This window comes from Endozoicomonas sp. G2_2 (assembly GCF_017744135.1).
Taxonomy (GTDB): domain Bacteria; phylum Pseudomonadota; class Gammaproteobacteria; order Nevskiales; family Salinisphaeraceae; genus Salinisphaera.
In genome coordinates, this window is record NZ_JAGHQU010000003.1 from 124,943 (window position 1) to 148,997 (window position 24,055).

Genomic DNA, 24,055 nt, shown 5'->3' on the forward strand with positions numbered 1-24,055 from the left:
GTGCACACGGCGCTGTGCTAGCGTCTGGACGCATGAATCGCAAAACCAAGATTGTCGCTACGCTGGGTCCGGCGTCGGATTCCCCGGACGTGCTTTCGCGTCTGCTGTCGGCCGGGGTGAATGTCGTGCGGATCAACTTTTCGCACGGAAGTGCCGAGGATCACCGCGAGCGTGTCGCCCGGGTGCGCGCGGCGGCCAGCGAGCTGGGCCTGCCCGTGGCCGTGCTGGCGGACCTGCAGGGGCCGAAGATTCGTATCGAGTCGTTCGCCGACGGGGCCGTCGAACTCGAAGCGGGCCAGCGTTTTACGCTCGATACCCAGCTCGCCGCCGACGCAGGCACGCGCGAGCAGGTCGCCATCCACTACGAACCGTTGCTCGCGGATGTGGCGCCCGGCGCCCAGCTACTGATCAACGACGGCGCGATCTCGCTCGCCGTGGACGAGGTCGACGACCACCGCATCGTCTGTACCGTGGAGGTCGGCGGCACGCTGTCCGGTCGCAAGGGCGTGAATCTGCGTGGCGGCGGGCTGTCCGCCGGCGGCCTGACGGAAAAGGATTTCGGCGATATTCGCGTGGCGGCCGAACTCGAAGCCGATTATCTGGCCGTGTCGTTCGTGCGCAGCGCCGCCGACATGCACGAGGCCCGACGCCTGCTGGAAGAGGCCGGCGGCAAGGCGCGGCTGTGCGCCAAGATCGAACGCGCCGAAGCGATCACTGCGCTGGATAAGATCATTCAAGCCAGCGATGCGGTCATGGTTGCGCGCGGCGACCTCGGCGTGGAGATCGGCGACCCGGAACTGCCGGGCGTGCAGAAGCGCATCATCGCGCAGGCCCGGGAGATGAACCGCCTCGTGATCACGGCGACCCAGATGATGGAGTCGATGATCGAAAACCCGATCCCGACCCGGGCGGAAGTTCTGGACGTCGCCAACGCAACGCTCGACGGTACCGATGCGGTGATGCTCTCGGCAGAGACCGCCGTGGGCCGGTATCCGGTCCAGACCGTGGCGGCCATGGGCCGAATCTGTATCGGCGCCGAACGCGAGGCCACCGCGGATCGCCCGATCAGCGGCCTGGCTGCGCATTTCGAACGCACCGACGAGGCGATCGCCATGGCGACGATGTACACCGCGCGCCACATGCACGCGGACGCCATCATTGCGCTCACCGAGTCCGGCACCACGGCGCTGCTGATGTCGCGCCAGGACACGCATATTCCCATTTTCGCGCTCACTCAGTATCCGACGTCCGAGCGTTACCTCGCGCTATGCCGCAACGTGTTCCCTGTGGCGTTTTCGCCTTCTGAGCTCAACGGCGTCGTGCCGGTCGACGAGGCCGTGGCCTGTCTGAAAACGCGCGGCGATCTCGAAAAAGGCGATCGCGTGCTGCTCACGAAGGGCGATTTCACCGGCCCCGGCGGCACCAATGCGATGAAGATAATCACGGTGGATTAGGCACTTCCGGTGATTGTTTGCTGACCGGTCGGTCAGTGCGCGCAACTCACTGACAAGCAAGTGTTAGTGGAGATCGTTAAAATGAGTGCACTGCTTTTATTTCGGTTTCCATGGCTTTCGAAGATGTCCTGACGATACGTGCGGGTCGTGCCGCATATGCTGCACTGCAAGATGGGGGGCTCGATCCGCGCCGTGTCGGCGCCATGGCGGGCGCGGCGGGCGGCCCGAAGTGGCTGATCCTGTCCGCGCTCGATCGCTACCTGTTCAGCGACTGGCTCAGGCGCGACGAGGCCGCGCAGCCGATCGAACTGGTGGGGTCGTCGATTGGCGCCTGGCGTTTCGCGGCAGCCTGTCATCCCACCGATCCGGGCGGTGCCATCGCGCGACTCGAGCAGGCCTATCTGGCCCAGCGCTATAGCGAAGGGGCGGGGCGCAACGAAATCAGCGGCACCATCCGCGGCATCCTCGATGCTTTTCTCAGCGATGAGGTGCTCGACGGTGTGCTCACCCACCCACGCTACCGCCTGCATGCCGTGACCGTGCGCTCGCGGGCGCTCACGCGCAGCGAAACCCGCGGCATGCTTGCCGCCGGTTCGGCGGTGAGCGCGCTCGGCAACGCGATGTCCCGGCGCACCCTGGGCTGGTTCTTCGAGCCGGTGGTGTTCTCGCGCAGCCAGGGCCAGGTGCGCTGGGCCGACGACGGCCTGAACCGCCGGATCGTCGGCCTCACCGCGGCCAACGTCCGCGACGCGGTCTATGCCAGTGGCAACGTGCCGCTCGTGATGCGCGGCGTGGTCGATCCGCCCGGCGCGCCGCGCGGTATCTACCGTGACGGCGGCATCGTCGACTATCATATCGACCAGCCACTGACTGCTGCCGACAGTGCGTCGCCGCTCGTACTCATGCCGCATTTCGACGACCGCATCGTGCCCGGCTGGTTCGACAAGAGCCTGCGCTGGCGCCGCCCGCGCCACGCCGAGAACACTCTGATGATCGGCCCCGGGCCGGCGCTGCGCGCCCATCTGGTAGACGGCCGCGTGCCGGATCGCAAGGATTTCTATCGCTATGCCGGCCATGACGAGGCGCGACTCGCGGCCTGGCAACAGGCGATCGATGCCGGCAAGCGCATGCGCGATGCCTTTATCGAATTCGCGGATTCCGCCGACCCCGTGCAGTACGTCCGGCCGCTGTGATGCGCGGCGCGCCTAAACCGATCGTGCTGGCATCGTCCTCGCCCCAACGGGCGCGGCTGCTGGCCCAGCTCGCCATCGTGCACGAGACCGCCCCCGCCGATATCGACGAGACGCCGCGGCCGGGCGAGCCTGCCGAGGCGCTCGCCGAGCGCCTGGCGCGCGGCAAGGCCGATGCCATCGCGCCGGGGCGCCCGGACGCGCTCGTTATCGGCTCGGATACGGTCGTCGCGCTGGGCGATCGGCTTTATGGCAAGCCGGTCGACGATGCGGACGCCGACCGCATGCTGGCTTCATTGTCCGGGCAAACGCATCGGGTCGTCAGCGGCGTGGCGATCGCGTTTAACGGGCGAACGGTCAGCTGCACGGCGACCAGTCACGTGACGCTGCGGACGCTGGCCGACGCCGAGCGCGCGGCCTATATCGCCAGCGGCGAACCGACCGGCAAGGCCGGCGCCTATGCGATTCAGGGGCTGGGTGCGGTTTTCATCGCGCGTCTGGACGGCAGTTATTCCAGTGTCATGGGGTTGCCGCTGTTCGAAACCGCACGGCTGCTGAAAGCGGCCGGCGTCGACCTGCTATCGGCCTCGTGAGCATGCTCCAGCCGGCACGTATCGCCATCGTGTTTCCGCTCTGGGCGGGGGCGCTCGCGCTGTTGGCCTATCTCATGCCCGCGCTGTTCACGCCCGCGGCCGGCGCGATCGTGCCGCTGCTGGTGGTGATCATGTTCGGTATGGGGCTGACGCTGCTGCCCGCGGACTTCGCGCGCGCACTCGCGCGTTGGCCGGTGGTATTGCTCGGCCTGGGGCTGCAGTTCGGGCTCATGCCGCTGGCGGCCTGGGCGATCGCAGGCCTGTTCGATCTCGACGCGCCGCTTACGCTCGGCATGATTCTGGTCGGCAGCGTTGCCGGCGGCACGGCCTCGAACGTGATCTGTTTTCTCGCCGGCGGTGACGTCGCGCTGTCGATCACGCTCACCAGCGTGGCGACCCTGGCGAGTGTGGTCGCCACGCCGGTGCTGACCTGGCTGTATGCCGGCGCCGAAGTGCCGGTGCCCGTGTCGTCGATGCTCGTGAGCATTGCCGAGATCGTGGTGCTGCCGGTGGTGGCCGGCATGGTCGTCAACCGGCTGATCGGCAATCGCTGGCCGAGCCGTGACGGCTGGTGCGCGCTGGGCTCGTCGGTTGCGATCGGAATCGTGATCGCGATCATCGTCGCGCTCAATGCGGCGTCCATCGCGCGGCTCGGGCTGCTGGTGCTCGGCGCGGTGGTGCTGCACAACGGGCTCGGGCTCGCGGCAGGCTATGGCCTGGGTTTCGCGGCGACGCGCGACGCCCGTACGGCCAGAACGCTGGCCATCGAAGTCGGCATGCAGAACTCGGGGTTGGCGGTGGCGCTCGCCCAGCAGTATTTCTCGGCCACCGCCGCGCTGCCGGGCGCGTTGTTTTCGGTCTGGCACAACGTCAGCGGCGCGGTTCTGGCCGCGGTCTGTGCGCGCGCCGACGCCGCGCGCGAGCGGGACGGGGCGCCGGTTCGAAGTCGAGGCTAGTCCGAGCGCTCGGCCAGCCAGTCGGCGGCGATACGCCAGGTATGGGCCGGCGCGTCGCGGCCGGCGAACACCCCGGCATGGCCGCCCGGGGCGAGTTCGAAGCGCCGGTCGGGGCTGGTCACCAGATCCATGATGCGACGCACGCTGGCGATACCCATGAGCTGGTCGGACTCACCGGCGATCGCCAGCAGCGGGCTGTCGATACTGGCCAGATCGGACTCCACCTCGCCGAGCCGCACCGTGCCGCTGGCCAGCGCGTTGTCGATCCATAGCTTGACCAGAAAGTCCTGAACCAGCGTGCCCGGGTAGTCGAGCATGTCGCCCATCCAGCGGCTCGTGGTCACGTGCGCGGCGACGAAATCCCGATCGCCCAAGCGCCGGAGCAGATCGACATACGTGGTGACGCTGCCCACCGGGTTGGTGAGTTTGAACGCGAGGCCGTTGAGCCACCCGGGGACGTGCATCAGGCGCGGATCGATCTGATGGACACGCCATGGCGTATGGCGGCGGATCAGCCGCGCCGGGCCGTTGAGGGCACGCAGTACCCGCGCGGCGATCGTGGCGTCGTGCATGTCGACCGGGCTGGCGATGGTCACGATGTTGCGCACGCCGGCATTGCGGTCGGCGCCGGCATGGATGAGCGTGAACAGCCCGCCCATGCAGTAGGCAACCAGTGACACGTCCGGGCTGCCGCTGTGCTGGCGCACGGCGGTGAGGCCGTCCGGCAGCAGTCGAAGAGCATAGTCGCGCACGCCCAGATAGGCATCGTCGCGTCCGGGCTCGCCCCAGTCGAGCAGATAGACGGCGAAGCCGCGGGCGCGCAGGTAGCGGACCAGGCTACGCTGCGGGAGCAGATCGAATATGAGAGTGCTCGCCGCCAGCGGCGGCACCAGCACGATCGGTGTTGCGTGCTCGTGATCGGCCACGGGCATTGTCTCGGCGCCGACTTCGATCGACGCTGTGCCCAGCGGCGGGTAGTAACGTACCGCCATCAGTCCCAGTCGATGGATGACCTCGTAAGGGGTCTGGTCGGCCTGATAGAGCGCGCTGTCGTTGAACAGCCAGTCGCGACCGTTGGTCAGTGTGCGGCGCGCGCCATCACGCGCGCTGTCTAAGCGCCGTCGAATCCCGTTGAGCATTCCACCATTATCGCACGCGTCCGGTGGCGCGCCGGCATGGTGAAACGGGCGGACTCAGTGCCCGCCCGCGGCTTCGCCCCAGCGCTTTTCCAGGGTCGCGTCGCGGCGACAGGAGTTGCGATAGAACTTGTAGCGCAGGGAATTCTTCTCGTAGTAGTTCTGGTGGTATTCCTCGGCGGCGTAGAAGGTCGTGGCCGGTGTGATTTCGGTCACGATCGGCGAGGGCGCGTCGGGGTCGTCCTGGAGCGTCTTCTTCGAGGCCTTGGCCGTGGCTTCCTGTTCCGGTGTGACGGCAAATATCTCGCTGCGGTAGGAGTCGCCGCGATCGCAGAACTGGCCGCCGGCGTCCGTGGGGTCGATGTTGTGCCAGAACACGTCGAGCAGATGCGCGTAGGTCACGGTGTCGGGCTTGTAGACCACTTTCACCGCTTCCGCGTGGCCGCTGGTTTCGGCGGTGACGTCCTTGTAGCTCGGATCGGCCAAATGGCCGCCGGTATAGCCGGATGTGGTGGATACCACCCCGTCGACCTGATCGAACGCTTCCTCGACACACCAGAAACAGCCACCGGCGAAGATGGCGACGGCTTCATCAGGGCCCACGTCCGGCTGGAAAGCGGCCTCGGGCGCCGGATTCTCGGCGGCGCCCGCGCCGGTCGCCATGCCGCTGCATATCACGAGAGCGGCGAATAGACAGGCAGCGGTCCTTTGAAGCGAAAGCTGTGGCATGGCGGCGGTCTGGTTTGCAGGTATGACTGTGTTGTACGCGACGGCGGGCGGCCGCGATGCGTCACTCGGTTTCCGGAAGGCCCGCGGCCAGTGCCGCGGCTGCGAGTGCGGGTATCGTCAGTGCCGCGACGGCGACCGCGGCGCCAAGGCTGCCGACGAGCGCGATCAGGCCGCCACCGACGAGCAGGATCACGCCGATCGTCGTATTCGCGACCGCGGTGAGCTGCGCGCGGTCCTCGGCGTTGCCGAGATCGGTGAGGTAGGTCTTGCGCCCGAGACGCACTCCCGCGTGGACCCCGGCGAGCAGGAAATAGCCCACCGCGAACGGCCAGACGCCAAGGGTCTCGCCCAGGCCGAAGAGCGCGCTCGCGGCCACCAGCAGGTTGAGAACGGCCGCCAGCACGCCCGTAAGCATGAGCACCTGCCGCGACGAGCGATCGGAAAATCGCCCCCAGACCGGCGCGGCGATCAGCGAGGCAAGGCCCGAAAGCGCCAGCAGCACCGCGAGATTGCCGATCGCATCGCCGCCGCTGGAGCGGGCCAGTTCGGCATAATAAGGCGCGGCCAGGGCGGTGGCGATCAAGAGTCCGCGTACGGCGATGAAGCGGGCGAAACCGGGTTTGCTGCGAATGATGCCCAGGCTCTGCCAGGCCGTCTTGAGCGCATTCCCGCCGCCCTCGGTGGCGCCCGCGTATTCGCGCAGGCTCGAAAAGATCACCGCGGCAAACAGCCAGGCCGCACCGGCCAAAGCGAGCAACACGAGAATCGGCGTGAGTTGGGCGTTGGCGGCCGGCGTGAGCCACAAGGCGAGCCCGAGCACTACCGCGACGCCGCCGGCGGCACTGGCGGCATAGCCGGACACGGTGCCGCGACGCGTCTTCGCGATCGTCTTGCCTTGTACATCCTTGTAGGAGACGGAGCACACGCCGCGGCCGAGCGAGAACAACGCCAGGAGCGTCAGCACTGCCAAGCCGGCTGCGCCGGCGTCGAGCGCGAGTGCGGCCGCGATCATGGCCACCACGCTGGCGCCCTGGATCGCCGCGCCCGCGACCCAGAACCATTTGCGTCGCGGCTTCGATCGCATCCAGCCGGCCACGGCCAGTTGCGGCAGCAGCGCCAGCGATTCGCGAATCGGCACGAGCAGGCCGGTCATCCACACCGGCGCGCCGATCGCCCCCAGCAGCCAGGGCAGCACAAGCTTCGGGCTGGCGATGAGGTCGCCGGTCTTGTTCGCGAACAGCGCGACCAGATGGATGAAGAAATTCGTGGGTTGCTCGCGGCAGGCGTCGTCGGAAATATCGCGGCAGACGCGCGCGTTCTCGTCGCCGGTCACCAGGTCGTAGAGATCGCGGATCGGGCCTTGTTCGGGCGTGGTGGTCTCGTTCAAGTTGCTCGTGCCTCGTGCGTGTACGAATCAGCCGGCGTTTTCGACATGCCGGCACCAGTCGCCGTGTTGGATGACCGGCCAGGCCGGATCGCGTGCCGCGATCCATAGATAGATCCATGCCTGCCCGTGATCGGTATCGATCTGGCGTCGCGTGTAGTGGATCGGGTAGTCCTCGAGCCGGTCGAGTGCCGCAAAGCTGTCCTCGTCCACCTCGAACACGTCGCCGACCAGTGCCGTTTCGCCGGCGTCGAGCGCGGCCGGATAGGGGCCGGTGTCGAGCAGCGTGAAACAGGCCGGCGTCGTATACGCGCCAGCGTGCGTGGCGGTTGCCATGTAGTGATGGTTGCGCTGGCCAGGGCGCAGCGTGCCGTAGACGAAAACGCGTCTCATGGAGTCGTTCGATTCGGGGTCATGCAGGTATGCTAGCCGACATGAAAAAGCTGACAACTGGCGCAACGTGAGCGGCGCGGTCGCCGTGCGGGACGCCGCGACCACGGTGCTGTTGCGTGATGCCGACCCGGGCGGGACGGATGGCCTGGAAGTGCTCTTGCTGCGGCGCCATGGCAGTCATGTGTTCGGCGCCAATGCCTATGTCTTTCCGGGGGGCGCGATCGACGCGGCCGACAGCGATCCAGCGCTGGCGGCACGCTGTATCAGCGGCGCCGAGCAGGCCGCCACCGAGGGCGGGGCCGTTGGTCTGGCCGCCGCGATGGCGGCGATCCGCGAATGCTTCGAGGAGGCCGGATTGCTGGTCGGTTGTGCGGCGCGCGGCAACGAAAGCCAACGCGACGCGCTGCGCGCGGCGCTCAACGACCAGAGTCGCGTATGGCGCGATGTCGCCGAGGTGCTGGATCTGCGGTTCACCCTGGATGACCTGCGTTATTTCGCGCACTGGACCACCCCGGCCGGTGCGCCCAAACGCTATTCCACACGCTTTTTCGCGGCCGCGGCGCCCGACGGCGAAGCCCGCTGCGATGGCCACGAAACCACGCATGTCTGGTGGGCGCCGCCCGCCGAGGCCGTGGCCGCGCATGACCGCGGCGAGATCACGTTGATGACGCCGACGCGCGCCACCCTGGAGACGCTGCGCGCATACGGCAATACAGCCGATGCGCTGGCCGGGCTGGTGGAAACCGCGGCGGTGCTGCGGGCATGAGCGCCGTGCGCCGCGGTGCCGAAACCATCGCCCCCGGCGTGGTCCGGCTGATCGCCCCCAATCCCGGCCCGATGACCGGGCCCGGCACGAACAGTTATGTGGTCGGCACGGGCCCCTGCGCGATCATCGACCCGGGGGTGAACGACGACGATCATCTCGACGCGCTCGTTGCCGCGGCGCCCGGTGAAATCGTCGCCGTGCTCGTGACCCACGCGCACCCCGACCACACGGGAGGCGCACGCCGGTTGGCCGAGCGGCTGGGCGTGGCCGTGCATGCGCATGCGACGCAGCTGCGGGGCGTGCGCGACAAGGCGTTCCACGCCGATCGTTTTATGGCCGACGGCGATCGTGTGGCGCTGGGCGATATCACCCTGGAAGCCATCCATACACCCGGCCATGCGGCCGATCATCTGTGTTTTCTCTGGCGCGAGACCGGGCTGCTGTTTGCGGGCGACACGGTCATGGCCGATGTCACCGTGGTGATCCTGCCGCCCGACGGCGGCATGACTGCCTATCTCGAGAGTCTGACCCGTCTTCGCGCGTTGCCGATCAAACAGATCGCACCGGGCCATGGCCGAATGCTCGACGACGCGCTCGTCGTGCTTGCCCAGATCGTCGAACACCGGCTTGCACGCGAGGCCCAGGTGCGCGAAGCGCTGGCCGACAGTGACGATGCGACAACGGCAGACGCCATCGCCGCGCGGCTGTATCCCGACCTGGATCCGCGCCTGCGCGGCATGGCCGCCGCGCAGGTCGAATCCCATCTGCTGCGCCTGGCCGAACTCGGCCAGGCGCAGGCTGCGGGCGACGGCTGGGCGCCGGACTAGTCGTCGGGCTGGTCGGTGCCGGTTTCGCCACCGGCGAGCTTGTCGGCGAGAAACGTCTGAGTGTGCGCCCAGGCGCGCTTGGCCGCGACGGCGTCGTAGGACACGCCGTCGATGCCGTAATCGTCGGCGGCGGGGTTGGTGAAGGCATGCTCGGCGTCGCCGTACATCGTCAGATGCCAGTCGACGTTTTCGCGGGCGTCGAGGGTTTTGGCGAGCTGGGTCACGTCGCTCATCTTGACCATCGGGTCGGCCGCGCCATGCAGCACGAGAATCGCGGCGTTCACGTCATCCGATGTGGCCGGCGGCGGCAGATGGCCGTGCAGGCTGACCACGGCGTCCACCGGCGCGCCGGAATACGCCAGCTCGAGGGCGCTGGTGCCGCCGAAACAGAAACCGATCGCACCCAGATGCGCGTCGTCGACCCGCGGCGCCTCCGCCAGCTGTGACAGTGCCGCCTGTCCGAGCCCGCGCAGATTCGCCTTGGCGGCAGTCGACCAGCTCTTGGCTTCCTGAGGGCTTTGCGTGGTCTTTCCCTCGCCGTACATGTCGGCGGCAAAGGCCACGTAACCGGCGGCGGCAAGCTCGCGGGCACGCTGCTTGGCGTAGTCGTTGAGGCCCCACCATTCCGGGATCACGAGCACGCCCGGACGCGCGGTGTCGTCGCTGTCGTCGTAGGCGAGATAGCCGACGTGCGTCGTGCCGCCGACATCGTATTCGATGCTTTGTGTTTGTACCGCAGCCGCGGCCGGCAGAGCGAGCAGGCCGAGCATGAGTCCGGCAATCTGGTGTTTCATGGCGCGTATCCGAAAAATGGGCGATGTCGGGCAAGCCTAGCGCAGCTTGGCCGACGCCTTCATGAATGGGGCTCAGTCGTCGAGTGGTATTCCGGCGCGCTCGATCAGGGCCGCACAGTCGAGTTCCGCCGCGACGGTGCCATACGCCATGCCGCGATCGCCGCTCAGGCGGGCTTCGCAGAATGCCTTGCCCACCCAGGCGGATTCGCCGGTGAGCAGAATACTGGCCTGGAGTGCGCGCGCGACGCCTTCCGCGACCCGCCGCGCCTGGGCAGGCTGATCGGCCACGGTGGCCAGCGTTTTTTCGAGGGCATTGCAATGGGCGTCGTAGGCTGGATGCAGCCCGGAGGCCCGGCCGAGTTCCGCGCGCAGGGCGTCCACGGCGGCCGGGCTTCGGGCCATTGCCCGCAGCATGTCGAGACACTGGACATTGCCCGAGCCTTCCCAGATCGAGTTCAAGGGCGACTGGCGGAACAGGCGCGGCAGAATCGACTCCTCGACATAGCCCGCGCCGCCGAGACATTCCTGGGCCTCGTTCACCAGCGGCGGGGCCGCCTTGCAGATCAGATACTTGCCCACGGGCGTGGCGATACGCGCGAGCAGCTGCTCGTGGTCGTCGTCCGACTCGAATGCGCGCGCAAGGCGCATCGAAAGCGCCATGGCCGCTTCGGATTCGAGCGCCATGTCGGCAAGCACCTGCTGCATGAGGGGCTGGTCGACCAGGCGCGCACCGAAGGCCTCGCGATAACGACAGTGATGAATCGCCTGCACCAGCGCCTGGCGCATCAGACCGGCCGAGCCGAGCATGCAGTCGAGACGTGTCTGCGAAACCATCTCGATGATCGTCGGCACGCCGCGCCCGGCGTTGCCGACCCGGTACGCCTCGGCATCGAAGAATTCGACCTCCGACGATGCATTGGAACGGTCGCCGAGCTTGTGCTTCAGACGCTGGATCTCGATTGCATTGCGCTGGCCGTCGCGCGTCCAGCGCGGCAGCAAAAAGCAGGACAGGCCCGCGTCTTCCTGGGCGAGCACCAGAAATGCATCGCACATGGGCGCCGAGAAAAACCATTTATGGCCGGTCAGCGTGTAGCCGCCGTCGGCGCGCGGCGTGGCCCGCGTGGTATTCGCGCGCACGTCCGAGCCGCCCTGTTTCTCGGTCATGCCCATGCCGATGGTCAGGCCGGTCTTTTCGGCGTGCGGCGTGAAGCTGGGGTCGTAGCTGTTGGCCAGAATGCCGGGCAGCCAGGCTTCGGCGAGCTCCGGTGCGTGACGCAGGGCGGGCACGGCGGCATGCGTCATGGTGATCGGGCACATCGTGCCGGCTTCCATCTGGTTGTGCATGTAGACCAGACCGGAGCGCACCACCTGGGCGCCTTCGCGCTGGGCGGTCCAGGTCAGCCCGTGCAGGCCGTGTTCCTTGGCCAGCGCCATGCTGCGGTGATAGGCCGGGTGAAAACGGACCTCGTCGATACGATGCCCGTAGCGATCATGGGTCTTGAGTTCGGGCGGGTTCTCGTTGGCTTCGAATCCGATCTCGATCAGTTCGGTGCCGGCGATCGCGCCATAGGTGCGCAGCCGGTCCTGGCCCCAGTCGCCGCCTTCACGATGGATGGCCTCGACCAGCGCGGTATCCGCTGTGAAGGCGTTGTAGTCCACCAGCGGCGGCGGCTGATTGGTTACATCGTGGGTACGCAGATTATGGCGGGGGCGCAGCGGGATATCGGTCATGATGTCGGGCAGTTGCAAACCGAACTGCCGATTGTGCCTCATCCCCGCCAGGCCGGCCGATAAGCGCGATTATCCGCGCGTGCCGGCGAGCGCGCACAAAAAAAAGGCCGACCCGCAGGTCGGCCCCCGTGGCACGGGGCATACCCCCGAAACCACCCGATACCGGTTGGGCGAAGATCAGCCGTGGCTGCCCTTGAGCGATGCCTCGGTCACCTTCTCCTTGTTCTTCCAGTTGTCGCGAATCTGCTCGAGATCTTCAGGCGGCAGCGAGATCAGGCCGAGCTTCTTGAGCGCGCCGCGATCGCTGGCCATCTGATCGGACAGGAACAGCGTGACGTATTCGTTCATGCCGCCGATCTTGTCGACATGCGCGTTCTTGGTATAGAAGAACAGCGAGCGCGAGATCGGGTACTCGCCCGAAGAAATCAGTGCCCGCTGGGGTTCGACGCCGTCGATCTTCGCGGCCTGGATCTTGTCGCGGTTCTCCTCGAGGAAGGAGTAGCCGAAGATGCCGATCGCGTTGGCATTCTGGGCAAGCTTCTGCACGATGAGGTTGTCGTTCTCGCCCGAGGGCACGAACTTGCCGTCCTGACGGATAGCCGGCTTCTCGCCGTTGTAGCCGTCGATGTTCTCGGCGCCGTGCTCGATCACCAGCTCCTCGAACGCGTCACGGGTGCCCGACGAGGTGGGCGGGCCGTATACGAGAATCTCGGTGTCCGGCAGCGAGGCGTCGATATCGCTCCACTTGATATAGGGGTTATCGACGAGCTGGCCGTCCTGCGGCACCTGGGCGGCCACCGCCTTGGTCAGCTGTTCGCGCGACAGGTCCAGCGCCGGCTCGCCGGCCTTGCGGCCTACCACGATGCCGTCATAACCGACCATGATCTGGGTCACGTCCTCGACACCGTTGTCCTGGCACATCTTGAGTTCGGATGCCTTCATCGGACGCGATGCGTTGGTCATGTCCGGGGTGTCCTCGGCCACGCCGCTGCAGAACAGCTTGAAGCCGCCGCCCGAGCCGGTCGATTCGACCACCGGGGTGCGGAAATCCGTGGTTGCGCCCATTTCCTCGGCCACATACGAGGAAAACGGGTAGACCGTGGACGAACCCACGATGCGCAGCTGCGAACGGCTGTACTGTTCGCCCGACTGCGCTTGGCTGTCGGTGCCGCTGCTGGCGGTTTCGCTTTGGCCGGCGTCCTGGCCCTGGCCGCATGCGGCCATCAGGGTGGTCGCCGCGGCGAGCGCCAGCAGTGATTTCGATCGTTTGTTCAACAGCGTCGTCAGCATGGAAGATCCTTTGCGGTATTGCGGCCTCGCGGCGCGATTGAGCGCAAGGCTGTCAGCTCGAGATGACAGTTTTATGACGTCGCGGTGCGGCCTGTCGAGCCGCGCGCGTCGGCGGGTAGCCGGGTCACCGGCGCGAAGTCGCCGATGAACGAGATTTCCGGCGTGAGCCAGTAGCCGGTCGCGGCCTGCACGGTACGCTGGGCATGCATGATGAGCGCGCAGACATCGGCGGCGCGTGCCCTGCCGTGATTGACGATGATGTTGGCGTGGCGCGGCGAGATCTGTGCATCGCCGCAGGACAGCCCCTTGAGTCCGCATTCGTCGATCAGCCGCCCGGCGCCGATGCCCTCGATCTTGCGGAAGATGGAGCCGGCCGACGGCTCGCTGTCCAGCGGCGGGTGCCGCTCGGCGCGCCAGCGCAGGTTCTCGTCCATGATGCGGGTCAGCGTTTCGGCGGGCGCGGGCTCCAGTTCGAAGGTCGCCGAGAGCACGATATCGTCGCGCGAGTGCAGCACCGACTGGTCGTAGCCGAACTCGAAATAATCCACGTCGACACGCTTGCGTTCGTTGTCGGCGGTGAGCAGTTCCGCGGATTCCAGCACCTCGCCGATGAACATGGTGCGTTCGCGTTCCGGCGCCGGCGACAGGAAATGCAGGTTCTGCCACAGCGCGCCGCCTACCGTCGACGGAATGCCCACGTAGTGTTCCAGCCCGGACAGGCCATGGTCGACCGCGGCATCGATGAGGTCGGGATAGACCAGCGCGCCGCTGGCCGCCGTCACGCAGGTGCCGTGGATGTCGATCGCCTGGGCGTGGTTGGCGATGACCAGCCCCGCGTAGCCGCGGTCGCCGATCAGGATGTTGGCGCCGCGGCCCAGCAGGAAATAGTCGACATCCAGATCGCGGGCCACGCGTACCGCGGTGGCCAGGGCTTCAGGCGTCCGGGCCTCGACATAGAAGGCTGCGGGTCCGCCGATCTGGAAGCTGGTGCGAGCGGCCAGGGGCACATCGCGCTGCAAAGCGCGGCCCAGGCGCCGGGCCAGACCGCGCTGCTGCGCGGGTGTGGGAGTGCGGGGTTTTCGCATGAGGGGCGCTGAAACCGGGTAACGGCCCCAGATAGTCGGCGCGCAACCGAGCAAATACAAGGCCCGGCGCCGCGCGGCGGGCACGGATGTCGGCAGGCGCCGGGTTTCGCGTAAGCTGACACGAAACCGGGTTTATCAGAGGTTGCCTTGTCACAGTCGCAGCGCATCGTCGTATTCGATCTCGACGTCACGCTCACCCGCTACGACACGTTTCTGCCCTTCGTGATCGGCTATCTGCGCTATCAGCGCAAGCGCCGCAGCCTGTCGCTCTGGCGCCTGGCCACGCTGCTGAAATTCTGGCGCTGGGGAAACCGTACCTGGGTCAAGACCCAGGTGCTGCGGGCGTTCATTGGCGGCCAGCCGCGCGAGCGAGTCGAGGCTTGGGCCGATCGCTTCGTCGAGGAACTGCTCGAGGACGCTATGCGCGACCAGGGGCTCGACCAGCTGCGACGGCATCAGCAGGAGGGCGCGCGTGTGGTGCTGGCCTCGGCCAGTTTCGATATTTATGTCGCCCGGTTGGCGAAACGTCTTGATATCGAGGAAGTGCTCGCCACCCGTGCCGCCTGGAACGCCCGCGGCCGCCTGGTGGGCATGGACGGCGAGAATTGTCGCGACGACGAGAAGCTGCGCCGCGTCAAGGCCATGGACGACATGCCGGCAGACGGGCGCGGCGTCACAGCCTATTCCGACTCGCACGCCGATCTGCCACTGCTGTCCTGGGCGGAGAACGGCGTTGCGGTCTGCCCGTCGAAGCGACTGTTTCACCAGGTCGGCGGGCTGGGCCTCGAAGTCGCGCGCTGGTGACTGTTTCCGAGGTCTTTCTCGTGCTCGCCGTGGGGTTGGCGAGCCTGGCTCAAATCCTGCTCAAGCACGGCATGAATCGCGCCGCGGACGCGGACGCCGGGCATATCTGGCTGCGGCCGTTGCGCCAGCCTTTGGTGCTGGCCGGCATGAGCACGCAGGTGCTGCTGACCTGTCTATGGCTGGTCGTGCTATCACATATCGATGTCAGTCTGGCGTTTCCGGTGCTCGCGCTGAGTTATGTCGTGGTGGTGGCCTACTCGGCGCTCTCGATGGACGAAGTCGTGGGCAAGCGCCGGTGGTGCGGGGTCGTGCTCATTGTGCTGGGTGTAGGCGTGCTGGCTTATGCGGCTTGAGACGCGTTCACTGAACAGCGCCGGTCTGCTGGTGCTGACCGTGTCGCTCATGGCGGCCGGCCAGCTGTGCATGCGCCGGGGCATGCTGGCTTTCGGCCCGATCGAGTCGGCCGCGGCGTTCGGCAACCTGGTCTGGGGCGGCATCATCTCGCCGGGGGCCATTCCTTTCGTCTGGCTGGGGATGAGCGTCTACGCGCTCGCCATCATGGTCTGGCTGCAGGTGCTCTCGCGCATGGACTTGAGCATCGCCTTTCCGATGATGAGCCTGAGCTATGTGCTGGTCTATCTCGGCGCGGCCCTGTGGCCGGCGCTCGACGAAGCGATTACCGTCGGCCGCCTGGCCGGCACCGGCTTGATCATGTGCGGGGTGGCGCTGGTGGCGCAGTCGCGGTAGTGAGGCGATGCCTCGGACTTGTGTTCACCGTGTCGGCGTTGCAGATGAATATCTTTGGCTGATCGGTCTGAACCGCAAAAACAGATGCCTGGCTCGCGTGACCGACAGACCGAGCTGGGAGAAAACGGTGACTCCAGCAGCGCCGCTCGGCAAAACGTTCCCGAGTAGGGAATTCAGCAGCGGAACCACCGCGGCAACCGGCGGTCTGTTCGTGTCCGATTTTTTTTTCGGACCTCTATGACCTAGAAATTAGCCGTTTTCCGGAGCATCGGTGAAACCGCAGGCGTCGCGCGACGTGCAAAACAGTTGGGGCTGATCGGCAACGACACCGTTCACCGATACATCGGCGGTGCCAACCGACAGGCCCAGCAGGTTGAACAACGGTTGCAAGAGCAGCGTTCCGAGCAGATCCAGCACTGGCCGAAGCAATGCCACGACGGTTGCCACGACCGGCGCGAGCAGGGCGGATGTCAACTCGCACAGGATCGGTATGCACGTACCCAGAACGCGAACTTCGATCGCGCCAGGTTCGAAAAGCTGTGACGACAGCCGGGTTAAGCCGCAATTGAGCGCATCCGTGAGTGGTACACCGACGCGGTCAGTCTGTGGCTCGGCACCGGCCTGAGGCGGAAACGGACCATCGAACATTAGATTTTCGGTGCCGTAGTCGGCGCAGCCTGCCGAGCCCAGGTTCACGGTCAGGCCATCGGTAACTACCTGGGCGACGCCCGCGGCGTTTACCAGTGTTACTTCGCCGGCAGGCTCGGGATCTATGCGGTCGATATCGTCGAATTCGCCGACGCCGATCGTGGCAACCGCGGTATCGGTTTCCAGTTCGACGGTATGTTCGTCTTGCGGTGGGAAAGGTTTCGACGGGCCGGCACAGATGATGTCTTCCAGACGCGCTTCGGCACTCGCGGCCTTGATGAAAATCGGTAAATGTATAAGAGCCCCTCCAAGTGCTTTATCCAGTGCGCCGAGTACTTCGATATCAAGCTGAATATTGGCCTGACCCGTGCTCGCAACTGTCCGGTAGTCGTTGTTCGCGTTTCGTCCGGCCCGCCCCGCGTCGATCTGGCGCGGCTCGATGATGTTGATTTCCGCTGCGACCTTCGCGAGACCGCCGAGATCGATGCTCGCCGGCAGGGAAATCGGGCTACCGGTGTTGGCTGTCTGTGCAAGTCCGGTGAGCAGGTCGGCCACATTGACTGGTAAGGCATCGAGCGTGTTCTCCAGACCCGTCTCGATATTGAGGATGTCGCCAAACAACACCTTGCGGTTCGGATCGGCCACGTCTGCAAGCGCGCCAAGCGCTCCACCGGCCAAGTCATCCACGCTGCTGATGGTCGCATTGACCGCACCGGCCAGTAAGTCCAGTGCCGCGGGTAGGCTCAATTCCGTGTCAAGCAGTTCATCGAGGCTCGCGATACGCGCGTCGACATCGAGCAGATCGGCAATGGTGATATCGCTCTCCGCCAAGCCTTTGTAGGAAGCGGCATCAAGACTGACTGGGCCGCCGAGCAAGGCCGAAAGCAGGCCGTTCGTACCATCGACACCGCCGATGTCTAGGAGCGTGCTTCCGGCACTGATGCTGGCCATCGGTTCGCTGATCGCGGCCGCCGTCGCACTCAGTTCAACGGTTTCGTCGTCGAATGCACCGAGCAAGCGTCTCGGAGCTGGTCGCGAAAGCGTGATGCGTGCCGAATCCGCTGAATCATTGTCGGCGGATTGAAAATGATAAAGACCGCCCTCGGTGGTTCGCATGCCGAGATTCGTCGTGGAAGTGACGCTGTCGCTGTTCGTGAAGTTGCGGCTTAGCGAGTTTTCGACCGCCGTCTCGGCCGCGGTTTGCCGATTTTCGGGTTCGCCGACGCCGCAAGCGCTGATTGCGCGTGCCGCGTCCAATGCGGCTAGGTTCGTGGCGCTTTGCAACTTCGCCTGCGCCGCATAAAGCCGTCCCGTATCCACTGCCAGCGCCAGCAGCGCCACGGCCGCGACGATGAACGCGGCGGTCATGATGAGGATGGCGCCGCGCTGGCGGCTGGGGCGCTTGGGCATGCCGCGCTTGTTCACCTGTGCTTGTTCCCCGGTCGATGCGTCGGTCGGGCGACGCCTGGCGTAGACTGTGTCATATCACGCTATCGGCCGGTGTCGCTCCGGCTGAAGACGGGCCCATGGGCAGGCTTCGGCCGAGCGCGTAGACTTGCGCGCCCTTGAGCGGAGACAGCCACGGACCGCATGACGATGCTGGAATATATCGTGACGCCGGTCGATGCGGCCGCGCATCGCTATCGTGTCGAGATGCGGGCGCGGGTGCGCGCCGGCCGGCCGTTGCGTCTGAATCTCGCGACCTGGATACCGGGCAGCTACGTGATCCGCGACTTCGCGCGGCACCTGCTGTCGATCGCGGCGAGCAGCGACGGCGAGACCGTGGCCGTGCGCTCGATCACGCGCCACGCCTGGGAATGCACGCCAGGCGGCAGCGAGCTGACGGTCGTCTGCGAGTTCTACGCGCGCGATGAATCGGTGCGCGCGGCATTTCTCGACGATACCCGCGCTTTCTTCAACTTCACCTCGCTGGCCCTGCGCCCGGCCGGGCGCGAAGACGCAGGGTGCCGTGTCACGCTCGAGCCGCCAAGCGGGATCGGCGACTGGGAGGTCGCCACCACGCTGCCTGCGGTCGAGATCGACAGCCGGGGCTACGGCGTCTACGAGACCGACAGCTACTGGGCGCTGATCGATCAGCCGGTCGCCATGGGTACCGCGATCGAGCACGTGCGCTTCGAGGTGCGCGGCGTACCGCACGCCTTCGTGCTGCTGGGCAGTCACGATGCCGATACCCAGCGTCTGGCCGCCGATCTGGCCGCGGTGTGCGAAGCCCAGGCGGCGGTCTTCGACGAGTTGCCGGCCCGCGAGTACCTGTTCCTGGCCCAGATCACCGCCAACGGTTTCGGCGGGCTGGAGCATCGCGAGTCGAGCGTGCTGCAGGTGCCGCGATCGGCGCTGCCTTCGCGCGTGCCGGCGGCCAACGGCGAGTCGGTACGCAGCGAGGCCTACGAAACCCTGCTGGGGCTGTGCAGCCACGAGTACTTTCATCTCTGGAACGTCAAGCGCATCCGTCCGCAGGCGGTGGCCGAGAACGATCTGCAGTCGGAAGCCTATTTTCGCGACCTCTGGGCCTACGAGGGCGTGACCTCCTATTTCGACGATCTCGGCCTCGTGCGTGCCGGGCTGATTTCGGAACAGGGCTATCTCGATCGGCTGGCGACGCTTGCCACGCGCATCGATCGCACGCCGGGGCGCCATCGTCAGAGCCTGTCGCAGTCCAGCTTCGATGCCTGGCTGAAGTTCTATCGGCCCGACGAGAACACGCCGAATGCGGTGATCAGCTACTACGGCAAGGGCGCGCAGTTCGCGCTCGGGCTGGATCTCAAGCTGCGCGTGGAAACCGACGGCGCGGTCTCGCTGGACGACGTCATGCGCCGCGCCTGGCAGACGCACGGGCGCGATGATCGGCCGGTGCCCGAACACGGCCTGGCCCGAATTGCGGCCGATCTCAGCGGTCTCGACCTGGATGTCTTCGTCGAATCCCATCTGGAAACGATCATCGACGCGCCCTGGGCGGACTGGCTCGGCTATTTCGGCATCGACGCCATGTTCGCGCCCGGCAAGGACGACGAGGCCGTGCTGCGCGGGCGGCTGGGCGTTCGCATAGCCGGCGGCGTGCAGCCGCGGATCAGCCACGTGTTCGACGACACGCCGGCCCAGGCCGCCGGGCTGTCCCCGCAGGACCGGCTGGTCGCGATCGACGGCATCGAGATCGGCGCGAACCTCGCCGGTCAGTTGCGCCGCTACCCCGCCGGTGCGGTCGTGGCCGTGCATCTGTTTCGTAGCGACGAACTGCTGCTGCGCCATGTGACGCTCGGCGCAGCCGCGGCAGGTGAATGGAAATTGCGAATCGACGAGAATGCGGATTCCGCCGCTCATGCGCGCCGTGCATCGTGGTTGAATGATGTCCGCCCGACCTGAAACCTGGATCGATCGCAACGAGGCCGACACCCTCTGTGATCTGTTCGCAGCGCGCGTCGCCCGCACGCCGGATGCGCTGGCCTATCGCTTCTACAGCCCGCGCCGCCATCAATGGATCGAGCTGAGCTGGGCCGAAGCGGCCGCGCGCGTGCAGCGCTGGCAGGCGGTGCTGGCCGAAGCCGGCGTGCAGCCGGGCGATCGGGTCGCGATCATGTTGCGCAACAGCCCCGAGTGGCTGCTCGTCGATCAGGCGGTCATGGGTTTGGGGGCGGTCACGGTCGGTCTGTTCTGTGCCGATACACCGGCCAGCAACGCGCATCTCATCGACGACAGTGGCGCGCGCGTACTGGTCGCGGTCAAGGCCGGTTGGGCGCAGCGCATCTTCGAGGCCGGCGAGTGTCCGCAACTGCACGCCGCATTCGTGTTCACCGGCGATATCGGAGCCGGTGAACGCATCCGCTGCGCCGACGCCGCGCTGGCGCGCGCTCCGGAAGATCATCGCGCCGCCGTATCGGCACGTGCCGATGATCTGGCTAGTCTGGTCTATACCTCGGGTTCCACCGGCCGCGCCCGCGGCGCGATGCTCAGCCACGCCAATCTGCTGTTCAATGCCCACGCGGTCGCCGATGCGCTGCCCAGGGTGGAGGACGAGCACGCGCTGTCCTATGTGCCCCTGCCGCATTCCTACGAACGTGTGGTCAACGCCTATCGGGCGATGATCACGGGCGCGGTCATCACGTTCTGCCGGCATCCGCGGTTTCTCGGCCTCACACTGGCCCGGGCGCCGGTGACCACTTTGGTGGGCGTGCCGCGGGTCTATGAACGTTTTTACATCGAGCTCAATCGCTGGCTGTCGCGGCGGCCGCGCTATGTACAGCGCCTGGTAGCGTTCACGATCAAGCTGGGCGAGTCGGTTTTCGAGCGCGAGCAGGGACGCAGCCGTCGACACGTCCGGCATTTGCTGTGGCCATTGCTGCGCCGTTTGGTCGCCCGGCGCTGCCTGCGTCTGTTTGGCGCGGACATGCAATATGCGGTGTCCGGCGCGGCAGCGTTGCCGTATCCGGTGGCGCGCACGCTGGTTGGCCTTGGGGTGCCGGTGTTGCAAGGCTATGGGCTGACCGAAGCCGGGCCGGTGGTCAGCGTGAACCGGCTGCACGACAACGCCCTCGACAGCGTCGGCATCGTGCTCGACGGCATCGAGACCAAGATCGGGCCGGACAACGAGTTGCTGGTGCGCTCCCCTGGCGTGATGCGCGGCTACTGGAACGACGAAATCGCGACACGCCGCACGGTCTCGGCCGGCGGCTGGCTGCATACCGGCGACAAGGTCAGCCGGCTCGACAAGAATCGTCTCTATCTCACCGGGCGCATGAAGGAGGTCATCGTGATGACCACGGGCGAGAAAGCCTCGCCCGAACCCATCGAAGAGGCGCTGCGCCTGGATGAGCTCGTCGAACGCGCCGTGGTGGTCGGCGAGGCACGCCCGGTGCTCGCGGCGATCGTGAGCTGCCCGGCGGATGTGCTGGTGCCGGTCATGCAGCGTCTGAATCTCGATCCGGCATCGCCGGCGAGTCTGGCCAGCTCGCGGCTGGAAAATTTCTTCATCGAGCGTTTCGCGCGGCTGCTCGTGGGCTATCCGGCTCATGCCCAGATTCGACGCGTCGCGGTCACTACCGATCGCTGGAGCCAGGTCAACGGGCTCGTGACATCGACAGACAAGACACGCCGGCGCCGGGTCGCGCGCTGCTATGCTCGCGACATCGCGCGTCTGTATGGCCGGCGGGCGCCGGGCGAGAAGGCGGACGTGTCGCAGAACACGAATCTGGGCTAGGGGAGACAGGCTTTGGGCACGGTATTGCTCGTAGGGGTCGCGCTGATCGCGGCGTATCTGATCGGTTCGCTGTCGGGCAGCCTCCTGCTCGCCCGCGCGTTCGGGCGCGCCGATCCGCGCGCCAGCGGCAGCGGCAACGCCGGGGCGACCAACGCGCTACGCACCGGTGGCCGCGGCTACGGCGCTGCCGTGCTCGTCTTCGATCTGGTCAAGGGTGTCGTTGCCGCGCTGCTGTTGCCGGCGCTGTTCGGGCTCGGGTTCGCGGCTGCGCTCGCCTGCGGCGCCGCGGCGGTCATCGGGCACGTCTATCCCGTGTTTTTCGGTTTTCGCGGCGGCAAGGGCGCGGCCACGCTGATTGGCGTGCTGCTGGCGCTGCTGCCCGGCGCCCTGCTGCTGGGCGTAGCCGTCTGGATCGCGACGCTGGTGGCGACCGGCTATGTGGGGCTGGCGACACTGCTCGGCATGGTCGGCGTCGCGCTGGCGACGCTGTTTGCCCCGGCCGCGGGCGCGGCCGCCAAGCTGTTCGTGATCGCGATGACGGCGCTGATTTTCTATACCCACCGTGAAAACATACGGCGCCTGCGCGCAGGCAACGAGAACCGTTTCGAGCGCGTGATGCTGCGGCGCAAGCGCTGATGGCCGCGCCCTCGCTGATCTCGCTGCTGGCCGACGGCGCCTGGCATCGCGGGCCCGCGCTGGCGCAGGCACTGGGCGTGAGCCGTGCGGCGGTCTCGAGCCGGGTGGGCGAACTGCGGGGGCTGGGCCTGGCGGTGCACGCGGTGGCCGGGCGTGGCTATCGGTTGGCCGCGCCGCTCGATCTCCTCGACGAGGCCGAGATCCGCAGCGCGCTCGGCCCCGGCGCCGCGCGTCTGGATGAGCTCATGGTTCTCGAGCGTACGGATTCCACCAACGCCGAACTCGCGCGTCGCGGCGGCGAAGGCATGCGCGCATGTCTAGCGGAATATCAGTCGGCGGGTCGGGGCCGCGCGCAGCGGCCTTGGGCTTCGCCGTTCGGTGCCAATCTCTATGTCTCGCTGGGCTGCGATCTCACCGGGCAGCGTGCACCGTTGGGCGCGCTCAGTCTCGCGGTCGGCGTCTGCGTGGTGGAAGCGCTGGCAGCCCGGGACGCGCAGTCGCTGGCGCTGAAATGGCCCAACGATATCTGGGCGGGCGCGCAGAAGCTCGGCGGTATTCTGATCGAGCACCGCGGTGAAATTGGCGGCCGCGCACGGTTGATCGTGGGCGTGGGCCTGAACGTGACTATGCAGCGCGATCAGGCACAGGCGGTGGATCAGCCGTGGACACGCCTGGCCGATCACATGGCCACGCTCCCCGGTCGCAATGTACTCGCGGCCGCCGTGGTGGCGGCGCTCATGGAAGCGGTCACCGGCTTCGAGCAGACCGGTTTCGACGCCTTTCGGGATCGCTGGGCGCGTTTCGACGCCGTGCGTGACCAGCCGGTGCGGATCATCGAATCCGACGGTGAGCGTATCGGGTTCGCGCGCGGCATCGCCGAGGACGGCGCGTTGCGGGTCGAGATCAACGGTCAGACGCGATCGGTTTATTCCGGCGATGTGAGCCTGCGGCTGGCGCCATGAATTTGTTGGTGGATATCGGCAACACACGCTGCAAGTGGGCGCTCGGCGTTGCCGGGCAGTTGCGCGAAACGGGTGTGATGGTTCGTGCCGACACGCCGGACTGGACCGAACATCTGCCCGGCGCGGCAGTGGCGTCGATCGTGGTATCCAGCGTGGCCCAGCCGCAGGCGCTGGATGCGCTGCGCGCCCATGCCGAACGCCGTGGGGTCGCGATGCGCGTGCTGGAAAGCACGGCCCGGGCGGGTGCGCTGGTCAATGCCTACGCCGATCCCGCGCGTCTCGGGGTGGATCGCTGGATGGCCTGTATTGCCGCCGAGGCGGATGGCGACGGCTCGGTATTGGTCGCCGACGCCGGCACAGCGCTCACGCTGGATTTTGTCGACGGCGCGTCGCGGCATCGCGGCGGGTTGATCACCCCGGGCGTGGCGACCATGCGCGGCGCCCTGCGTCGTCAGACCCAGCTGCGCCCGCGTAGTGAAGATGCCGCGCCCTCATGGCTGAACACCGACACCGACAGCGCGATTGCTGCCGGCACGCTCCGCAGCGCCATCAGCCTGCTCGACGCCGCGGTCGGCGATCTGGCGCCGGGGCGCCTGCTGCTCACCGGCGGCGATGCCGCGCTGCTCGCGCCGCACTTGGCACATGCCTGGCAGCTGCGCCCGCACCTCGTGATGGAGGGGCTTGCCCTGCAGGCCGCGCGCGAAACGGGGTAGCCAGG

23 protein-coding genes are annotated in these 24,055 nt (G+C 66.9%); 14 read left to right on the top strand and 9 right to left on the bottom strand.

Annotated features, from left to right (window positions below):
• Nucleotides 1–32 precede the first annotated feature (32 nt).
• From pyk to J7355_RS04645, 4 genes are all read left to right on the top strand, one after another.
• Entirely contained in the window at nucleotides 33–1,454 is a 1,422-nt protein-coding gene (gene pyk / locus J7355_RS04630; protein WP_209060361.1) for a pyruvate kinase, read from the top strand.
• Nucleotides 1,455–1,564: 110 nt separating this feature from the next.
• Entirely contained in the window at nucleotides 1,565–2,647 is a 1,083-nt protein-coding gene (locus J7355_RS04635; RefSeq protein ID WP_209060362.1) for a patatin-like phospholipase family protein, read from the top strand.
• 23 nt (nucleotides 2,648–2,670) lie between these two features.
• Entirely contained in the window at nucleotides 2,671–3,237 is a 567-nt protein-coding gene (locus tag J7355_RS04640) for a Maf family protein (RefSeq protein WP_348522998.1), read from the top strand.
• 2 nt (nucleotides 3,238–3,239) lie between these two features.
• On the top strand, nucleotides 3,240–4,193 hold the full coding sequence (locus tag J7355_RS04645) for a bile acid:sodium symporter family protein (protein WP_209060772.1): 954 nt from the start codon (nucleotides 3,240–3,242) through the stop codon (nucleotides 4,191–4,193).
• Here the strand turns inward: J7355_RS04645 and J7355_RS04650 are convergent.
• The 4 genes from J7355_RS04650 to J7355_RS04665 all read right to left on the bottom strand — a co-directional run bounded on the left by J7355_RS04650 (nucleotide 4,190) and on the right by J7355_RS04665 (nucleotide 7,835).
• Complete coding sequence (locus J7355_RS04650; protein WP_209060365.1) at nucleotides 4,190–5,332, bottom strand: alpha/beta fold hydrolase; 1,143 nt, start codon at nucleotides 5,330–5,332, stop codon at nucleotides 4,190–4,192. The two genes, J7355_RS04645 and J7355_RS04650, sit on opposite strands and share 4 nt — an antisense overlap.
• A 54-nt stretch (nucleotides 5,333–5,386) precedes the next feature.
• Complete coding sequence (gene msrA, locus J7355_RS04655) at nucleotides 5,387–5,992, bottom strand: peptide-methionine (S)-S-oxide reductase MsrA (RefSeq protein ID WP_247739778.1); 606 nt, start codon at nucleotides 5,990–5,992, stop codon at nucleotides 5,387–5,389.
• 127 nt (nucleotides 5,993–6,119) lie between these two features.
• The gene (locus J7355_RS04660; protein WP_209060370.1) at nucleotides 6,120–7,445 is read right to left on the bottom strand and encodes an MFS transporter; all 1,326 of its coding nucleotides are present in this window, start codon (nucleotides 7,443–7,445) and stop codon (nucleotides 6,120–6,122) included.
• 27 nt (nucleotides 7,446–7,472) lie between these two features.
• Nucleotides 7,473–7,835: a gamma-glutamylcyclotransferase family protein gene (locus J7355_RS04665; protein WP_209060371.1), complete on the bottom strand. Its 363-nt coding sequence runs from the start codon at nucleotides 7,833–7,835 to the stop codon at nucleotides 7,473–7,475.
• Between the two features lie 67 nt (nucleotides 7,836–7,902).
• On the opposite strand from J7355_RS04665, the gene J7355_RS04670 reads away from it, so the two are divergent.
• Both J7355_RS04670 and J7355_RS04675 read left to right on the top strand, forming a co-directional pair.
• Nucleotides 7,903–8,601, top strand: coding sequence for a hypothetical protein (locus J7355_RS04670; protein ID WP_209060372.1), 699 nt, complete (start codon nucleotides 7,903–7,905; stop codon nucleotides 8,599–8,601).
• Nucleotides 8,598–9,428 carry an MBL fold metallo-hydrolase gene (locus J7355_RS04675; RefSeq protein WP_209060374.1) on the top strand — a complete coding sequence of 277 codons (831 nt, stop codon included), beginning with the start codon at nucleotides 8,598–8,600 and terminating at the stop codon, nucleotides 9,426–9,428. Before J7355_RS04670 ends, J7355_RS04675 begins: the two co-directional genes overlap by 4 nt.
• Here J7355_RS04675 and J7355_RS04680 read toward each other — a convergent pair.
• The 4 genes from J7355_RS04680 to murB all read right to left on the bottom strand — a co-directional run bounded on the left by J7355_RS04680 (nucleotide 9,425) and on the right by murB (nucleotide 14,328).
• Entirely contained in the window at nucleotides 9,425–10,222 is a 798-nt protein-coding gene (locus tag J7355_RS04680) for a dienelactone hydrolase family protein (protein ID WP_209060376.1), read from the bottom strand. The genes J7355_RS04675 and J7355_RS04680 overlap by 4 nt on opposite strands.
• Nucleotides 10,223–10,294: 72 nt before the next feature.
• Nucleotides 10,295–11,953, bottom strand: a complete 1,659-nt coding sequence (locus J7355_RS04685; RefSeq protein WP_209060378.1) for an isovaleryl-CoA dehydrogenase — start codon at nucleotides 11,951–11,953, stop codon at nucleotides 10,295–10,297.
• A gap of 177 nt (nucleotides 11,954–12,130) precedes the next feature.
• Nucleotides 12,131–13,243 carry a PstS family phosphate ABC transporter substrate-binding protein gene (locus J7355_RS04690; RefSeq protein ID WP_247739779.1) on the bottom strand — a complete coding sequence of 371 codons (1,113 nt, stop codon included), beginning with the start codon at nucleotides 13,241–13,243 and terminating at the stop codon, nucleotides 12,131–12,133.
• Nucleotides 13,244–13,314: 71 nt separating this feature from the next.
• Nucleotides 13,315–14,328 (bottom strand): UDP-N-acetylmuramate dehydrogenase, encoded by a 1,014-nt coding sequence (murB, locus tag J7355_RS04695; RefSeq protein WP_209060380.1) that lies wholly within the window; start codon nucleotides 14,326–14,328, stop codon nucleotides 13,315–13,317.
• A 147-nt stretch (nucleotides 14,329–14,475) separates the two neighbouring features.
• Between murB and J7355_RS04700 the strand changes: the two genes are divergently transcribed.
• The 3 genes from J7355_RS04700 to J7355_RS04710 are packed head-to-tail and all read left to right on the top strand — an operon-like array spanning nucleotide 14,476 to nucleotide 15,879.
• A complete protein-coding gene (locus J7355_RS04700) occupies nucleotides 14,476–15,132 on the top strand; it encodes an HAD-IB family hydrolase (protein WP_209060381.1) in 657 nt (218 codons plus the stop codon).
• Nucleotides 15,129–15,485 carry an EamA family transporter gene (locus J7355_RS17655; protein WP_209060383.1) on the top strand — a complete coding sequence of 119 codons (357 nt, stop codon included), beginning with the start codon at nucleotides 15,129–15,131 and terminating at the stop codon, nucleotides 15,483–15,485. The genes J7355_RS04700 and J7355_RS17655 overlap by 4 nt, the downstream gene beginning before the upstream one ends.
• A complete protein-coding gene (locus J7355_RS04710; RefSeq protein ID WP_209060385.1) occupies nucleotides 15,475–15,879 on the top strand; it encodes a hypothetical protein in 405 nt (134 codons plus the stop codon). Before J7355_RS17655 ends, J7355_RS04710 begins: the two co-directional genes overlap by 11 nt.
• Nucleotides 15,880–16,128: 249 nt before the next feature.
• Here J7355_RS04710 and J7355_RS04715 read toward each other — a convergent pair whose 3' ends face one another.
• Nucleotides 16,129–17,952: a pilus assembly protein TadG-related protein gene (locus J7355_RS04715; RefSeq protein ID WP_209060387.1), complete on the bottom strand. Its 1,824-nt coding sequence runs from the start codon at nucleotides 17,950–17,952 to the stop codon at nucleotides 16,129–16,131.
• 165 nt (nucleotides 17,953–18,117) lie between these two features.
• Here J7355_RS04715 and J7355_RS04720 point away from each other — a divergent pair, with 165 nt between their 5' ends.
• Genes J7355_RS04720 through J7355_RS04740 form a run of 5 tightly spaced genes read left to right on the top strand, consistent with a single transcriptional unit; the run spans nucleotide 18,118 to nucleotide 24,050 of the window.
• A complete protein-coding gene (locus tag J7355_RS04720) occupies nucleotides 18,118–19,908 on the top strand; it encodes a PDZ domain-containing protein (RefSeq protein ID WP_209060390.1) in 1,791 nt (596 codons plus the stop codon).
• Entirely contained in the window at nucleotides 19,892–21,739 is a 1,848-nt protein-coding gene (locus J7355_RS04725; protein ID WP_209060392.1) for an AMP-binding protein, read from the top strand. Before J7355_RS04720 ends, J7355_RS04725 begins: the two co-directional genes overlap by 17 nt.
• Nucleotides 21,740–21,751: 12 nt before the next feature.
• On the top strand, nucleotides 21,752–22,375 hold the full coding sequence (gene plsY / locus J7355_RS04730) for a glycerol-3-phosphate 1-O-acyltransferase PlsY (protein WP_209060394.1): 624 nt from the start codon (nucleotides 21,752–21,754) through the stop codon (nucleotides 22,373–22,375).
• Nucleotides 22,375–23,337 (top strand): biotin--[acetyl-CoA-carboxylase] ligase, encoded by a 963-nt coding sequence (locus tag J7355_RS04735; RefSeq protein ID WP_209060396.1) that lies wholly within the window; start codon nucleotides 22,375–22,377, stop codon nucleotides 23,335–23,337. The genes plsY and J7355_RS04735 overlap by 1 nt, the downstream gene beginning before the upstream one ends.
• The gene (locus tag J7355_RS04740; RefSeq protein ID WP_209060398.1) at nucleotides 23,334–24,050 is read left to right on the top strand and encodes a type III pantothenate kinase; all 717 of its coding nucleotides are present in this window, start codon (nucleotides 23,334–23,336) and stop codon (nucleotides 24,048–24,050) included. The genes J7355_RS04735 and J7355_RS04740 overlap by 4 nt, the downstream gene beginning before the upstream one ends.
• Nucleotides 24,051–24,055 lie beyond the last annotated feature (5 nt).

Excerpts from the sequence above, each read along its gene's own strand:
- msrA (WP_247739778.1), bottom strand. The coding sequence starts at position 5,992 with ATGGCGACCGGCGCGGGCGCCGCCGAGAATCCGGCGCCCGAGGCCGCT.
- J7355_RS04680 (WP_209060376.1), bottom strand. The coding sequence starts at position 10,222 with ATGAAACACCAGATTGCCGGACTCATGCTCGGCCTGCTCGCTCTGCCG.
- J7355_RS04650 (WP_209060365.1), bottom strand. The coding sequence starts at position 5,332 with ATGCTCAACGGGATTCGACGGCGCTTAGACAGCGCGCGTGATGGCGCG.
- J7355_RS04735 (WP_209060396.1), top strand. The coding sequence starts at position 22,375 with ATGGCCGCGCCCTCGCTGATCTCGCTGCTGGCCGACGGCGCCTGGCAT.
- J7355_RS04690 (WP_247739779.1), bottom strand. The coding sequence starts at position 13,243 with ATGCTGACGACGCTGTTGAACAAACGATCGAAATCACTGCTGGCGCTC.
- J7355_RS04725 (WP_209060392.1), top strand. The coding sequence starts at position 19,892 with ATGTCCGCCCGACCTGAAACCTGGATCGATCGCAACGAGGCCGACACC.
- J7355_RS04675 (WP_209060374.1), top strand. The coding sequence starts at position 8,598 with ATGAGCGCCGTGCGCCGCGGTGCCGAAACCATCGCCCCCGGCGTGGTC.
- J7355_RS04665 (WP_209060371.1), bottom strand. The coding sequence starts at position 7,835 with ATGAGACGCGTTTTCGTCTACGGCACGCTGCGCCCTGGCCAGCGCAAC.
- J7355_RS04720 (WP_209060390.1), top strand. The coding sequence starts at position 18,118 with ATGACGATGCTGGAATATATCGTGACGCCGGTCGATGCGGCCGCGCAT.
- murB (WP_209060380.1), bottom strand. The coding sequence starts at position 14,328 with ATGCGAAAACCCCGCACTCCCACACCCGCGCAGCAGCGCGGTCTGGCC.
- J7355_RS04685 (WP_209060378.1), bottom strand. The coding sequence starts at position 11,953 with ATGACCGATATCCCGCTGCGCCCCCGCCATAATCTGCGTACCCACGAT.
- J7355_RS04710 (WP_209060385.1), top strand. The coding sequence starts at position 15,475 with ATGCGGCTTGAGACGCGTTCACTGAACAGCGCCGGTCTGCTGGTGCTG.
- pyk (WP_209060361.1), top strand. The coding sequence starts at position 33 with ATGAATCGCAAAACCAAGATTGTCGCTACGCTGGGTCCGGCGTCGGAT.
- J7355_RS04645 (WP_209060772.1), top strand. The coding sequence starts at position 3,240 with ATGCTCCAGCCGGCACGTATCGCCATCGTGTTTCCGCTCTGGGCGGGG.
- J7355_RS04635 (WP_209060362.1), top strand. The coding sequence starts at position 1,565 with ATGGCTTTCGAAGATGTCCTGACGATACGTGCGGGTCGTGCCGCATAT.
- J7355_RS04740 (WP_209060398.1), top strand. The coding sequence starts at position 23,334 with ATGAATTTGTTGGTGGATATCGGCAACACACGCTGCAAGTGGGCGCTC.